The sequence below is a fragment of the Micromonospora luteifusca genome (genome assembly GCF_016907275.1).
GTDB classification, from domain to species: Bacteria; Actinomycetota; Actinomycetes; order Mycobacteriales; family Micromonosporaceae; genus Micromonospora; species Micromonospora luteifusca.
Genome location: NZ_JAFBBP010000001.1, coordinates 1,994,685 through 2,009,941 on the forward strand (window position 1 = coordinate 1,994,685; position 15,257 = coordinate 2,009,941).

Here is a 15,257-nt window from a genome sequence, read left to right on the forward strand (position 1 = left end):
GACCCGACCGGCCGGACCGCGTCCGGCGTACCTGACTCAGGCGGCCGCGGAGGTCCGCACCAGGGTGCGGATCTGGCGTAGCAGCACCGACAGGGCGGCGAGGTCGGCCCGCGACTCGTCGAACTCCCCCATCGCCCGCCGGGCCCGGTGGATCGAGGTCGCGTTCGACTGCTCCCACTGCTGCACCCGCTCGTGTGGCGGCAGGTCCTCCGGGGTGGAGTCGAGCACCTCCGCGGTGAGCGCGGCCAGCGCGGCGTACAGGTCGTAGCGCAGCGCCATCCGGGCCAACGTCTGCCAGCGGTCCTCCCGCGGCAACAGGGAGATCTTCGACAGCAGCGAGTCCACCCGGAACAGGTCCGAGAGCACGAAGTAGACCGAGGCCACCTCGCTGACGTCCCGCCCGCTGGCGTTCGCGGTCTCCACCACGTCCATCAGACCGAAGCTGTACATCAGACGGGTCGCCCGCTCCGCCAGCTCGCGGGGCAGCCCACGCTCGGTCATCGAATCCATGTGCGCGGCGATGCCCTGACGCTCGTTGCCGTAGAACAGTTCCTCCAGCCCCGGCAGCAACCGGGTGACCCCGTCGCGCAGCCGGGCGATCTCGGCCGGTACGTCGATCGGCGAGCGCCGGTTCGAGACCAGCCACCGCACCGCCCGGTCGAGCAGTCGGCGGGTGTCCAGGTAGACGCTGGTCTGCAACTCGGGTGCGACCTTGTTGTCCAGCGCCTCGACCGCGTCCCACAGATCGCGCAGCCCGAACACCTCGCTGACCACCACGTAGGCCCGGATCACGTCCGCGGCACTGGCGGCGGTCTCCTCGACGACCCGGAAGACGAACGAGATGCCGCCCCGGTTGATCGCCTCGTTGACCAGCACCGTGGTGACGATGTCCCGGCGCAGGCGGTGCCGGCCCATCCGGTCGGCGAACCGCTCCCGCATCGGCGTCGGGAAGTAGTTGACCAGGACCTCGGTCGTCCACTCCTCGTCGGCCAACCCCTCGGTGAGGATCTCCCGTTCCAGGACGATCTTCACGTACGCGAGCAGCACCGCGAACTCCGGCGCGGTCAGGCCGGATTCGCTGCGAACCGCCAACTCCTCGTCCGGCGGCAGCGCCTCCAGCGCCCGGTCCAACGCACCCGAGCGCTCCAACTCGTTGATCATCCGGCGGTGCACCGGGAGCAGCGAGGCGGCCTGGGCCTGGGCGTTGTTGATCGCCCGAGCCTGGTCGTAGTTGTCCCGCAGCACCAGCTCAGCGACCTCGTCGGTCATCCCGGCCAGCAGCTCGTCCCGGTCGGCCGTGGTCAACTCCCCGTCGGCCACCGCGGTGTTCATCAGGATCTTGATGTTCACCTCGTGGTCGGAGGTGTCCACCCCGGCAGCGTTGTCGATGAAGTCGGAGAAGATCCGGCCACCGGTCAACGCGTACTCGATCCGGCCGAGCTGGGTCCAGCCCAGGTTTCCGCCCTCGCCCGCCACCCGGCAGCGCAGGTTGCGTCCGTCCACGCGGATCGCGTCGTTGGACTTGTCGCCCACCTCGGCGTTGGTTTGAGTGGACGCCTTGACGTAGGTGCCGATGCCGCCGTTCCAGAACAGGTCCACCGGGGCGGTGACGATCGCCTTCATCAGCTCCTGCGGCGACAGCTGTGCGACGTCGTCGTCCAGGCCGAGCGCCGCCCGGACCTGCGGCGTGATCGGGATGGACTTCGCGGTACGCGGGAAGACGCCACCGCCGGCCGAGATCAGCTCCCGGTTGTAGTCCTCCCAGGAGGACCGGGGCACGTCGAACAGCCGCCGACGCTCCGCGTACGAGGTGGCCGCGTCCGGCTCCGGGTCGAGGAAGATGTGCCGGTGGTCGAAGGCGGCCACCAGCCGGATGTGCTCGGACAGCAGCATCCCGTTGCCGAACACGTCGCCGGACATGTCGCCGACGCCGACCACCGTGAAGTCCTGGGTCTGGGTGTCCAGGCCCAACTCCCGGAAGTGCCGCTTGACCGACTCCCAGGCGCCCCGCGCGGTGATGCCCATCTTCTTGTGGTCGTAGCCGGCGGAACCACCGGAGGCGAACGCGTCGCCCAGCCAGAAGTTGTGCGCCGTGGAGATCTCGTTGGCGATGTCGGAGAACGTCGCCGTGCCCTTGTCGGCCGCCACCACCAGGTACGGGTCGTCGCCGTCGTGCCGGACCACGTCCACGGGCGGCACGATCTGCCCGCTGACGATGTTGTCGGTGACGTCCAGCATCGCGCCGACGAACTCCTGGTAGCAGGCGACCGCCTCGTCCCGGTCGCCCGGCTTCTGCTTCAGCACGAAGCCACCCTTGGCACCCACCGGCACGATCACGGTGTTCTTCACCATCTGTGCCTTGACCAGGCCGAGCACCTCGGTCCTGAAGTCCTCCCGACGGTCGGACCAGCGCAACCCGCCCCGGGCCACCGGCCCGAACCGCAGGTGCACACCCTCGAACCGGGGCGAGTAGACGAAGATCTCGAACTTCGGCCGGGGCGCCGGCAGGTCCGGGATGGCCTGCGGGTCGAGCTTGAACGCCACGTACGCCTTCGGCCGCCCGTCGGAACGCTTCTGGTAGAAGCTGGTCCGCAGGGTCGCCTCGATCACCGTCAGGTACGAGCGCAGGATCCGGTCCTGGTCGAGGCTGGCCACGTCGTCCAGCGCACCCCGGATCGTCTCCACCAGCTCACCGCTGCGCTGCTGACGCTGCTCGGTGCTGAGCTCGCCCGGCGCGAACCGGGTCTCGAACAACTCCACCAGCAACGCCGCGAGCTTCGGGTACGCGATGAAGGTCTGCTCCATGTAGTCCTGCGAGAAGACCGTGCCGGCCTGCCGCAGGTACTTCGCGTACGCCCGCAGAACCACCACCTGCCGCCAGGTCAACCCGCCGCGCAGCACCAGCTCGTTGAACCGGTCCACCTCGGCCTCGCCGCGCCAGGCCGCCGCGAAGGCGTTCTCCACGTGCGGGCGCACCTCGGCCAGCTCGTGGTGCCCCTCCGGCAGCATGAGGCCGAAGTCGTACAGGTAGACCCGACCGTCGATCCGGTCCACCTCGTACGGGTGCTCGTCGACCACCCGTACACCGAGGGAGTGCAGCACCGGCAGCACGGCGGAGAGCATCATCGGTTCGCCGTACCGGTAGACCTTGAACCGGACGTCCATCGCCTCGGCCAGGTCCGAACCGGGCACCCGGGTGCCCGGCCGGGGCGCGAGCTGCTTGCGGAACAGGTGCATTTCCAGCTGGCCGGGCTCCTCCAGCAGCTCCAGCTTCGCCAGGTCCTTCATCGCCTCGTACGGCGTGTGCCCGTCCTTGTAGCCCTCCGGGAACGCGTCGGCGTACCGGGTGAACAGGTGCTTGGCCTGCTCGTCGCCGAGCTTGCGTTCCAGCACCAGCCGGTAGTCGTCGTCCCACAGTCGCGTCGCGTCGGCCAGTTCCTCGGCCAGCAGGTCGGCGTCGATCTCGCCGGGCGGTCGGGTCGGGTCGGTGCGGACGATGAAGTGCACCCGAGCCAGCATCGACTCGGTCACGCGGGTGGTGTAGTCCACCCCGACACCGTTCAGCTCACGCAGCAGGATGTCCTGCATACGGAGCCGGTTCTGAGTGGTGAACCGGTCCCGGGGCAGGTAGATCAGGCAGGAGATGAACCGCCCGTACGCGTCCCGACGCAGGAAGACCCGCAGTTGCCGACGGCCCGCCATCCGCAGCACGCCGATCACCGCGTGGTAGAGGTCGTCGGTCTTGATCTGGAACAGCTCGTCGCGCGGGTAGGTCTCCAGGATCTGGATCAGATCCTTGCCGGAGTGGCTGCGCCGGCTGAGGCCGGAGCGGTCCAACACCTCGGCCACCTTGCGGCGCACCACCGGCAGCTCGCGGACGCTGGTCCGGTAGGCGGCCGTGGAGAACAGGCCCAGGAAGCGCCGCTCGCCGATCACCTCGCCGAGCTCGTTGAAGATCTTGAAGCCGATGTAGTCCAGGTACGCCGAGCGGTGCACGGTGGCGCGCGAGTTGGCCTTGGTGATGATGAGCAGGCGCTTCTCCAGCACCTTCTCGTGCGCCTCCGGGGTCATCGACGCCAGCGGCCGGGCTTCCGGCGCATCAGACCGCAGGATGCCCAGACCGGTGCCGAGCACCGCCTCCAACGCCTTGCCGCCGGCCGGGTCGGTGCCGTCGCCGCCCGGGGCGTCCACCAACCGGTACTCGCGGTAGCCGAGGAAGGTGAAGTGGTCGTGGGCGAGCCACCGCAGCAGCTCCACCGAGTCGGTGATGTCCTTTTCCGGCACCGGTGGGCGGTTGTCGGAGGTGCGGGCCGAGGCCAGCTCGTCGGCGAGCGCGAGGGAACGCTGACGCATCTTCGGCCAGTCCTCCACCGCCTCCCGCACATCGGTGAGCACCCGCTGCAACTCACCGCGCAGGCGGTCCCGCTCAGCCGCGTCCCGGACCGGGTCGATCTCGATCCGCATCCAGCTCTCGATGATGTCGCCGGCGATCGCGTCGTCCGGCTCCACATCCGCGGAGACCTCGGTCAGCCGGCCCAACGGCTCACGCCGGACCACCACCAGCGGGTGCACCAACAGGTGCACGTCCAGGTGGTACGAGTTGAGCAGCGCGGTCACCGAGTCGACCAGGAACGGCATGTCGTCGGTGACGATTTCGACGACCGTGTGGTGCTGGTCGGCGTGCGGCTCGTGAATCCGCAGCTTCAGCTCGCCAGGTACCCGCTGCTGTGCGAGGTCCCGGTGCGCCCGGGCCGCGTCGAGCATCTCCTCTGCCGTGAAGCCGACCAGTTCCTCGTCCGGTGCGAACCGCCAGAAACGGCCGACAAGTGTCGCCGCGTCGTGGTCGTCCCCGGCGAGCGCGACGGCCTGGGCCACCAGGCGCTCCGCGTTGGGGACTGGTTCGTCGAGCTCGGCGTCCTCCACGTCGTCGGCCAACGCCTCGGTGGGCAGGCCCAGATCGTAGATTGTGTCGATGCTCGACCCGGTCAGCCCGGTGACTCCCGTGTCGAGTCGGCCGTAGCCGTCCCCGTCGGTCGCCGAATCGAAGCTGTCCTCGTCCCGGCCGGAGTCATCCTGCCGGAGGTCGGGTTCCGGTTTGATCGCCGGACGCCGGTCCATCGGTGCCACTCCCCTCGACCCACCGCGTTGTGGGTCACTCTGCCGCTCAGCCTAGGCCCTACCGCTCTGCGCCTTCATCGGCGGACCAGTGGCCAGACGTCCGGATCGGGACTTTGTCCTTTCACCCGTTGCGGGTACGAGGTTGGCCGGCTGCGGGATACCCCGCCACGCGATGTTCATCACACCGGCCCGGCCGATCTTTGTGCCGCTCGCGCGCCTAGGGGACGTTGAGGACGGCGCTGCCGTACTACCGTGCGAGGGCGCTCCGAGATCGGAAGGACCAGCTCCATGCACTTGTCGTACCCCCGGCCCCACCGGCCGAACCCCGCCCGCCGTCTGGCCGCCGCCTTCACCGCGGCGCTGCTCACGGCCGGCGTTCTGGCTGGCTGCTCGGGTGACGACGGGCCGCAACGCACCCTCGACGCCTTCCTCGACGGCTGGCGCAGCGGTGATCTCCAGGCGGTCGGTCTGATCGACCCGACCGGTGGCAAGCTGCCGTCGGCCGACGTCTCCCGCGAGATCAAGGAACTCTCCGGTGAGCTGGCCGCCACCCCGCCCACGCTGACGAGTCGCGGTGAGCCGAAGGTCACCGCGGACATCGCGACCGCGCCCATCCGGGTCGAGTGGAAGCTGCCCGGCGAGACCAGCTGGGCGTACGACCGGGAGGTGCGGCTCGCCCAGGGCGACGACGACCAGTGGCAGGTGATCTGGGAGCCCCGGGTGATACACGAGCAGCTCACCAAGGGTGACCGGTTGGCGCTGCGCCGCGACGCCGGCACCCGGGCCGGGGTGCTGGACGCCGCTGGGCAGCCGCTGGTGACCCCCCGTCCGGTGGTCCGGGTGGGCGTGCAGCCGAATGGGGTCACTGACCTGAAGAAGCTGGTCAAGGACCTCGACGCGGCGTTCAAGGCGATCCGCCCGGCGCTGATCCCCGCCGTCGACCTGGCCGACCTGCCCGAGCGGGTCGCCAAGGCCGAGCCGGGTGCCTTCGTCGAGGTGGTGTCGCTCCGCGAGGAGGCGTACCTGCAGATCAAGCCCCGGATCTACGACCTGCCCGGCACCAAGTTCATCTCCGACAAGATCGACCTGGCGCCGACCCGCGAGTTCGCCCGGGCGTTGCTCGGCACGGTCGACCCGGCGCAGGCCGACGACATCACCGCGCACCCCGACCGCTATGTCGTCGGCGACCTGGTCGGGCACGGCGGGCTACAGGGCCGCTACGACGAGCGCCTGCGTGGTGGCACCGGGCTCAGCGTGGTGGTCGAGCGTCCCGCCGAGGGCGGCAAGCTGGAGCCCACCGGCACCGAACTGTTCCGCCGGGAGGCGCAGCCCGGGCAGGCGTTGAAGACCACGTTGGATGTCGCAGTCCAGAACGCGGCCGACGGGGCACTGCGTGCGGAGCCGCGCCGAGCCGCGCTGGTCGCGGTGCGGATCAGCGACAGCACGGTGCTCGCCGCGGCGAACGGCCCCGGGCCCGCCGGGGAAAACCTGGCCTTCACCGCCCAGGTGCCGCCGGGCTCCACGTTCAAGATGGTCAGCACCCTGGGCCTGCTGGACCGGGGCGCGGTCACCCTGGACGGGCCGGTGGCATGCCCGAAGACCTTCACCGTCGACGGCCGGTCCTTCAAGAACTCGGACAACTTCGAGCTCGGCTCGGTGCCGTTCCGCACCGACTTCGCCAAGTCCTGCAACACCGCGTTCGCCTCGCTGGCACCCAAGCTGGGTGGCGACGGGCTGGCGACCGCCGGTCGCGCACTGGGCCTGGAAGGTCAATGGGACCTGGGCACCGACGCCTTCACCGGCAAGGTGTCGGCGAACGGCAGCCAGGCCGAACAGGCCGCGGCCTCGTTCGGGCAGGGCACCACGCTGGTCAGCCCGCTCGCCATGGCCGGCGCCACCGCCGCAGTCGCCCGCGGCCGGTTCGAGCAGCCGAAGCTGCTGACCGACCCGGCACCGGCCAAGCCGGCCCCGGCGGGCGAGCAGCTCAAGCCAGAATCGGTCGCGGCGCTGCGCGCCATGATGCGCGAGGTGGTCACCAGCGGCACCGGCAGCGCCCTCAAGGATGTGCCAGGCGAGGTGTACGGCAAGACCGGCACCGCCGAGTACGACGACAACCCGGCTCACACCCACGCCTGGTTCGTCGGCTGGCGGGGCGATGTGGCGTTCGCCGTGTTCGTGGAGAAGGGCGGTGCCAGCACGGCATCAGCCGTCCCGATCGCCGAGCGCTTCCTCCGCGCCCTCCCCACCACCTGACCGACCTGGCACCCGCACACGCCGCGAGTCGCTGAACCCCGCGGTGACCCACGGGCGCATGATCCACACCAGATCGCCGATATGGCGGCATCCACGCCGCCAGACGCCCCGACATCGCCGATACGGTGTCGATCAAGCGGCTCGTGCGGTGGCGCGGTGGCGCGGTGGCGCGGATCGCCCAATGGCGCGGATCGCGCGGTGCTCAGGCCGCGCGGTGGCTCAGGCCGCGCGGTGGCTCAGGCCGCCCGGTGGCGTGGATCGCCCGGTGGCTCAGGTCGCGAGGTGACTCAGGCCGTGTCGGCGTCGGGGTGGTCGGCGTCGGGCGCGGTCGGCGAGGGGCGCCGCAGCAGGCCGGGGCCGGCCGACGCGGGTGGGCCCACCGGTTCGCGTTCGGCCGCCGCCGCGACGCCGGCCGGCCCGGAGTGCACCGGCCCGAGGATGCCGAGTGGGTCCGACTTCGCCGGGGCCAGGCCGCCAAGGGGCAACCGGCCAGCCGCATCGACGTCGCCGGTCGGCTCCGCCGCTCGTTCACCGGACGGATCCGCCGCGGGCTCGCCGAACTGCTCGACCGACCGCACCCCGGAAGGATCGACCGACCGCAAACCCGAAGGCCCGACCGACCGCCCGCCGGGAGACCCGCCGAGCTGCTCGACCGACCGCACCCCGGGGAGCTCGGCGTCGGCGGGCGGGCCTGCATCGACGGAGAAGTCGGGCGCGGCAGCCTCGACGTACTGCGACTTGTCGCCGGGCGCGCCTCGTGGCCCGTTGGATCGTTCGGTGGCGGACGTGGTCCGGCCGTTACCGCGCCTCGGGCTGGGGGTCGGCCGGGCCGACAGCAGGCGGGGCGGCACCGCTTCCGGGGCGGTGACCGGGGCCAGGCCGGCAACCACGGTGTTGACGATCTCGGCCGCGTACGAACCGTCCGGATCGTAGTCGGGGTCGAAGACGGTCAGCTCCACGCCGAGGCAGTGCGGGGTGTCGACCAGGCCGGCGAGCAGGATCTCCAGCTCGGCGAAGGCGATCCCTCCCGGGTCCGGGGCGTCCACGGCGGGCATCACCGCGGGGTCGAGCACGTCCACGTCGATGTGCACCCAGTAGCCCGCGCAGTCGGCGAGCTGCTCGTGCGCCCACTGGGCCGTGCGGGCAGCGCCTTCGGCACGCAGCGCCGGCACCGGCCGCGTGGTGATCCCGGCGGCCTGCAGGTCGAGCCGGTACTCGTCCTGCGCACGGATGCCGAGCACCACCACGTCGATGTCGCGGAAGTAGGGACGGCGCCCTTCCAGGGCGGCAAGGTCGGCCTGCCCACGCCCGGTGACGAGGGCCAGGTCCTCACCGGCGGCGGCGCCGACATAGGAGGCGTTGCCGGGGTGCCGGAAGTCGGAGTGCCCGTCGACGAAGACCAACCCGATCCGCCCGCCGACGGCCTCACCGAGGCGGTGCATGGCGAGCGCCGAGCCGAGCAGCACGGAGCAGTCGCCGCCCAGCACCACCGGAAACTCGCCCCGGTCGATGATCGAGCCGATCCGTTCGGCGAGGGCCAGCGAGTAGTCGGCGATCTCCCGGGCGTGGCACACCCCGTCGCCGGGGCGCCAGTCGCCCGGGTCGTACCGTGCCGGGGTGACGCAACCGGCGTCGCGGGCGCGCAGCCGGGCCAGCAGGTCGTGGTCGCGCAGCGCGCCAGGCGCCTTGGCGCAACCGGGGACCGACGTGGACGTCGGCGGCCGTAGACCGAGATTTGTCGGCGCGTCGAGGACGGCGATTCGGCGCATCATGAGCTCCCGTCCTCGTTGGTCGGGCGGGCCGGCCGGAACGCCGGCCCGCGCTGGCGTGCTACGAACTCAGAACAGGGCGCTGGCCAGGGCCCGGCGCGCCGAGGCGACCGCCGGGTCGTCTGGACCGGCGATGGAGAAGAGCGAGACCAGGTGCTGGCGGACTGTCTCGCGGTCCTCTCCGGCGGTGCGCCGGACCAGACCGACGAGCCGGGCGTACGCCTGCTCGGCCAGGCCGCTGAGCACCTCGATGTCGGCGGCCAGCAGCTGGGCGGCCACGTCGTCGGGGGCACTCTCGGCGGCGGCCAGGGCGGCGGCCGGATCTGCGCCGGCCACCCGGCGGGCGACCCCGACCTGGGCGAGCCCTGCCGTGGCCGCAGCGTCCGCCGGGGCATCGGCCAGAATCTTCCGGTACGCCTGCTCGGCGGCGTCCAGATCGCCGCTCATCAGCGCGTCGTCGGCCTCGTCGAGGCGGGGATCCTCCGGCTCGGCGACGGCCACACCGCCGGCCTTGAGCACGGCCTGGATCCACTGCCGCAGCTGCGCCTCGGGCACCACTCCGGAGAAGGCGTCAACCGGCTGACCGCCGACGACCGCGTAGACCATGGGGACGCCCTGGACCCGGAACATCTGGGCGATTCGCGGATTTTCCTGCACGTCGACCCGTGCCAGCACCCAGGTGCCGCCGCCCTCGGCGTTCAACTGCTCCAGGACCGGGGCGAACTCGTCGCTCTCCGGGAAGCCGGCCGCGCCGAAGAAGACGATGACGGGCATGGCCATCGACCGTTCGAGCACCTCGGACTGGATGGTCGCCTCGGTGACGTCGACGATGGCGGTGGCACCGCCGGCGGTGGGGGCGCCGGGGGTGCCGTTGGACGGGCCACCCTGCGGGGGTGTGCCGGGGCGGGTACTGGCTGGTGCGGGGCCACGCAGCGTGCTGAGGTCGACCGCGCCGCGGGTGAAGATCGACGAGGTGATCCGTGGGTCGCTCATGGTTACCTAGTCTCGCACGTCAGCCCACGATCTCAGGTCACCCGCAACCCCGACGTTGCAACTCTCACGCCGCCATCCCGACGCCGCCCCAGACCCGACCCAGGACCCGCCCCTGCCCCCACCCCAGACTCCCGCGATCTTGCACTTTCGGTCGCCGAAACACGGCATTCGCACCGTCTGCCGGGACAGCAAATGCAAGATCGCGGGGGCGGGGCGGGGCGGGGGTGGAGGTGGGGGTGGGGGTGGGGACGGGTTGGGGGTGGGGTGGGGACGGGTTGGGGGTGGGGACGGGTTGGGTTAGAAGCGGGCTGGTTCGCGGTAGGTGCCCCACTCGGCGCGGAGGGCGTCGCAGATCTCGCCGAGGGTGGCTTCGGCGCGGACGGCGTCGAGCATCGCGGGGATCATGTTCTCGTCGGTACGGCTGGCCTCGACCATCCGGGTCACCGCCGCGCGGACCGCAGCCTCGTCCCGGGCGCCCTTGCGCTCGGCGAGCACCCGGCGCTGCTCCAGCTCCACCTCATGCGAGATGCGCAGGATTTCCAGCTCCTTGGCGACCGTACCGGTGTGGCAATTGACGCCGACGATCTTCTTGTCGCCCTTCTCGAGGGCCTGCTGGTAGACGAAGGCCGACTCGGCGATGTGCCCGGTGAACCAGCCGTCCTCGATGCCGCGCAGGATGCCCGAGGTCATCGGGCCGATCTGGTGCGGCCCTTCCCCGCCGAGCTGCCGGATCCGGGCGAAGATCTCCTCCGCCTCGGCCTCGATCTTGTCGGTCAGCGCCTCGACGTACCAGGAGCCGCCGAGCGGGTCGGCCACGTTGACCACGCCGGTCTCCTCCATCAGCACCTGCTGCGTACGCAGGGCGATCTCGGCGGACTCGTCGGTGGGCAGCGCCAGGGTCTCGTCCAGCGCGTTGGTGTGCAACGAGTTCGTGCCGCCGAGCACCGCCGCGAGGGCCTCGACGGCGGTGCGTACGACGTTGTTGACCGGCTGCTGCGCGGTCAGCGACACCCCGGCGGTCTGCGTGTGGAACCGCAGCCAGAGGGCCTTCTCGCTGGTCGCGCCGTAGACGTCGCGCAGCCAGCGGGCCCAGATCCGGCGGGCGGCGCGGAACTTGGCGATCTCCTCGAAGAAGTCGAGGTGCGAGTCGAAGAAGAAGCTCAACCCGGGCGCGAAGACGTTCACGTCCAGCCCGCGGGAGAGGCCCAGCTCGACGTACCCGAACCCGTCGGCCAGGGTGTACGCCAACTCCTGCGCGGCGGTCGAGCCGGCCTCGCGGATGTGGTAGCCGGAGACCGACAACGGCTTGTAGCGCGGGATCTCGGCGGCGCAGTATTCCATCAGGTCGCCGATCAGGCGCAGGTGCGGCTCCGGGTCGAAGAGCCACTCCTTCTGCGCGATGTACTCCTTGAAGATGTCGGTCTGCAGCGTGCCGTCGAGCTTGGACAGGTCGGCGCCCTGCCGCTCGGCGGCGACCAGGTACATGCAGAACACCGGCACGGCCGGGCCGGAGATCGTCATCGAGGTGGTGACGTCGGCCAGGTCGATGCCGTCGAAGAGCGCCTGCATGTCGGTGGCGGTGTCGATGGCGACGCCGCAGTGGCCGACCTCGCCGAGCGCCTGCGGGTCGTCCGAGTCGCGGCCCATCAGCGTCGGCATGTCGAACGCGACCGAGAGGCCGCCGCCGCCGGCGCCGAGGATCATCTTGTAGCGCTCGTTGGTCTGCTGGGCGTTGCCGAAGCCGGCGAACTGCCGGATCGTCCAGGTCCGTCCGCGGTAACCGGTCGGATACAAACCCCGGGTGTACGGGTACTCGCCCGGCCACCCGATCCGCTCGAAGCCCGGGTACGCGCTGCCCTCCGGCGGCCCGTAGACCGGCTCCACCGGCATCCCGGAGAGCGTGGTGAAGTCCGCGTCCCGCTTGCGCGCGGCGTCGTATCGGGCCTGCCAGCGCGCCCGGCCGGCGTCGATCTCGTCGGCGTCCATGAGCAGGGCTCCTCCTCGGGTACTCGACTGCACGTCGAGTGTAGAGCCCCCGCCTGAACGATCGCTAAGTCACGTCGTACCCGTGGGTAACATATGCCGGCGACTGGCGCCCAGGCACCTACCCTCAGGCTCCGGCTACCCCCGGCTGGTTCAGCTCGATGTCGTCCACCGTGATGTTGACCTGGGTGACCGTCAGGCCGTACTTCTCCACGGCCTCGATCACCGCGGTCCGCACAGCCTCGGTCACGTCGGACACGACCTGACCGGAGTCGATCACCAGGACCACGTTGATGACCGCCGAGGTGCCGTTCACGTCGGCCGAGACGCCTCGTCGGGCATCGCCCACCTCGTCCAGGCCGACCTTGTCCAGGAAGCTGTTGAAGAACCGGGCCACATCACCGCCGAGGTCGGCGACGCCGGGCACCGAACGAGCGGCGGCACCGGCGATCTTCTCCACGACCTCGTCGGAGACCGACGTGCCGCCCCGGGCAGCGCTCGTCGCGGGCTGCACTCCACCGGCGTTCTCCACCGCGTCCGTCATGATCGCTTCTCCCCTGGTCCCGGCGCATTGTGGACCGACCGGCGCGTCAGCCCGCTTCGCGGAAGCCTCGCTCCCGGCCGCGCGCTGCGAGCCTACTAAAACCGGAGCAGCCTTCGCTTCCGGGCGACCGAAGCGCTACGGCCGCCGCGCCGTACCCCAGCGCACACGTGGGCGATCGGTCCAATCAGGGCGGATCATCCAGACAGTCCAGGGTGGACGTCTCTCGCACGACGAGTGCGGCACAGAAGGTTGTTGAGTTTCGCCACGGCGGTCACCCTGTCGATCGGGGCGCAGACGTGGGGTCGTCGCCCGTCGCCGGCCCCGCCGGCCGGTGCCTCCCGGGTCAGCGGGCGAGTTGGGCGAGCAGCTCGTCCGCCGCCGTGTACGGGTCGAGGGCACCTTCGGCGACCTTGGCGGCGAGCGTGGTCAACTCCGTACCGTCGCGCAGTGAGCCGATCCGGGCGCGGAGGGTGCCGAGCGCGATCGCCTCGATCTCGGCGGCGGCCCGCGCCTCCTGGCGGCGGCGCAGCTCGCCGTGCTCGACCAGCCAGCCCCGGTGCTTGTCGATCGCGGCGGCGATGTCGTCGATGCCCTCGCCGCGCGCGGCGACCGAGCGGACCACCTGCGGTCGCCACTGCCCCGGGCCGCGCTCGCCGAGGGCGATCATGCCCTGGATGTCGCGGACCGTGGCGTCGACGCCGTCCCGGTCGGCCTTGTTGACCACGAACACGTCGGCGATCTCCAGGATGCCGGCCTTGACTGCCTGGATCGCGTCACCCATGCCCGGGGCGAGCAACACGAGCGTGGTGTCGGCCAGCGACGCGACCTCCACCTCGGCCTGCCCGACACCGACGGTCTCCACCAGCACCACGTCACAGCCGGCGCCTTCCAGCACCCGGACCGCCTGCGGCGTCGCAGCGGCCAACCCGCCGAGGTGCCCCCGGCTGGACATCGACCGGATGTAGACGCCCGGGTCCGTGGCGTGGTCCTGCATCCGCACCCGGTCGCCGAGGATCGCGCCGCCGGTGAACGGGCTGGACGGGTCGACCGCCAGCACACCGACCCGGTGCCCCTGCGCCCGCAGCGCGCGGACCAGCTCATTGGTGGTGGTCGACTTGCCCACCCCGGGCGAACCGGTCAGCCCCACGACCTGGGCCTGTCCGGCGTACGGCGCCAACGCGGCGGCGATCGCCGGCAGCAGCGCATCGCCGTTCTCCACCAATGTGATCAGCCGGGCCACCGCGCGGGGGTCACCCGCGCGGGCCCGCTCGACCAGCAGCGGTACGTCCCGACTACGGCGCACCGACGTGGTGCCCGCCGGCGGGACGTGCTCAGCCGCTTCGCTCACTGTGCCTTCTCGACCTTGCCCGGAACGTGGATGATCAGCGCGTCGCCCTGGCCACCGCCACCGCAGAGCGCCGCCGCGCCCGTGCCGCCGCCACGCCGCTTCAGCTCCAGGGCGAGGGTGAGGACGAGACGCGCCCCGGACATGCCGATCGGGTGCCCCAGCGCGATCGCGCCGCCGTTGACGTTGACCTTGTCCGGGCTGATGCCGAGGTCCCGGGTGGACTGCACGCCGACCTGGGCAAACGCTTCGTTGATCTCAATGAGGTCCAGGTCCGCGACACTCAGGCCGCCCTTCTTCAGGGCGTGGTTGATCGCGTTGGACGGCTGCGAGTGCAGGGAGTTGTCCGGACCCGCCACGTTGCCGTGCGCACCGATCTCGGCCAGCCAGGTCAGCCCCAGCTCCTGGGCCTTGGCCTTGCTCATCACCAGCACCGCGGCGGCGCCGTCGGAGATCGGCGAGGAACTGCCGGCGGTGATGGTGCCGTCCGAGGTGAAGGCGGGGCGCAGCTTGGCGAGCGACTCGACGGTGGTGTCCGGGCGGATACCCTCGTCCTCGCTGATCACCAGTGGGTCACCCTTGCGCTGCGGGATCACCACCGGGGCGATCTCGTCGGCGAAGTGACCGTTCTTCTGCGCGGCGGCGGCCCGCTGGTGGCTGGCCGCCGCGAAGGCGTCCTGCTCCGTACGGGAGATGCCGTGCTTGGTGCCCAGCCGCTCGGTCGACTCGCCCATCGAGCAGCAGTCCCAGGCGTCGCTGAGCCCGTCGTGCGCCATGTGGTCCTTGACCACCACATCGCCGTACTTGTAGCCGGTGCGCTGGCCCATCAGCAGGTGCGGTGCGTTGGTCATCGACTCCATGCCGCCGGCCACCACGATGTCGAACTCGCCGGCGCGGATCAGCTGGTCGGCCAGGGCGATCGCGTCCAGACCGGAGAGGCAGACCTTGTTGATGGTCAACGCCGGCACGGACATCGGCACGCCAGCCTCGACGGCCGCCTGCCGCGCCGGAATCTGACCGGTGCCAGCCTGCAGCACCTGCCCCATGATCACGTACTGGACCTGATCCGGGCTGACCCCGGCGCGCTCCAACGCCGCCTTGATGGCGATCCCGCCGAGCTTCGTGGCCGGAAGGTCCTTGAGGTTACCCAGCAGGCGCCCCATCGGGGTCCGCGCGCCGCTGACGATCACCGAAGCCATGCCTGCCTCCGAGGGGGTGCCGAGCTGTACGCCTTAACGATTATTCGGTCAGA

Annotated in this window: 7 protein-coding genes and 1 pseudogene; 1 reads left to right on the forward strand and 7 read right to left on the reverse strand. The window is 71.0% G+C overall.

Going from position 1 to position 15,257, the window contains the following annotated elements; genetic code table 11:
- Positions 1-36: 36 nt before the first annotated feature.
- Entirely contained in the window at positions 37-5,118 is a 5,082-nt protein-coding gene (locus JOD64_RS08650) for an NAD-glutamate dehydrogenase (RefSeq protein WP_204941761.1), read from the reverse strand.
- 288 nt (positions 5,119-5,406) lie between these two features.
- On the opposite strand from JOD64_RS08650, the gene JOD64_RS08655 reads away from it, so the two are divergent.
- A complete protein-coding gene (locus JOD64_RS08655; RefSeq protein ID WP_204941762.1) occupies positions 5,407-7,371 on the forward strand; it encodes a penicillin-binding transpeptidase domain-containing protein in 1,965 nt (654 codons plus the stop codon).
- An 805-nt stretch (positions 7,372-8,176) separates the two neighbouring features.
- Here the strand turns inward: JOD64_RS08655 and JOD64_RS08660 are convergent.
- The 6 genes and pseudogenes from JOD64_RS08660 to JOD64_RS08685 all read right to left on the reverse strand — a co-directional run.
- Positions 8,177-9,143: pseudogene (locus tag JOD64_RS08660) on the reverse strand (arginase family protein); the annotation flags it as partial.
- A gap of 66 nt (positions 9,144-9,209) precedes the next feature.
- Positions 9,210-10,133 carry a tetratricopeptide repeat protein gene (locus tag JOD64_RS08665; protein ID WP_204941764.1) on the reverse strand — a complete coding sequence of 308 codons (924 nt, stop codon included), beginning with the start codon at positions 10,131-10,133 and terminating at the stop codon, positions 9,210-9,212.
- A gap of 297 nt (positions 10,134-10,430) precedes the next feature.
- Positions 10,431-12,119: a coenzyme B12-dependent isobutyryl-CoA mutase large subunit gene (icmA, locus tag JOD64_RS08670; RefSeq protein WP_204941765.1), complete on the reverse strand. Its 1,689-nt coding sequence runs from the start codon at positions 12,117-12,119 to the stop codon at positions 10,431-10,433.
- A 124-nt stretch (positions 12,120-12,243) separates the two neighbouring features.
- Positions 12,244-12,660: an Asp23/Gls24 family envelope stress response protein gene (locus JOD64_RS08675; protein ID WP_204941766.1), complete on the reverse strand. Its 417-nt coding sequence runs from the start codon at positions 12,658-12,660 to the stop codon at positions 12,244-12,246.
- A gap of 343 nt (positions 12,661-13,003) precedes the next feature.
- Positions 13,004-14,008 carry a methylmalonyl Co-A mutase-associated GTPase MeaB gene (gene meaB / locus JOD64_RS08680; protein ID WP_204941767.1) on the reverse strand — a complete coding sequence of 335 codons (1,005 nt, stop codon included), beginning with the start codon at positions 14,006-14,008 and terminating at the stop codon, positions 13,004-13,006.
- A complete protein-coding gene (locus tag JOD64_RS08685; RefSeq protein WP_204941768.1) occupies positions 14,005-15,204 on the reverse strand; it encodes an acetyl-CoA C-acetyltransferase in 1,200 nt (399 codons plus the stop codon). The genes meaB and JOD64_RS08685 overlap by 4 nt, the downstream gene beginning before the upstream one ends.
- Between the last annotated feature and the right edge of the window lie 53 nt (positions 15,205-15,257).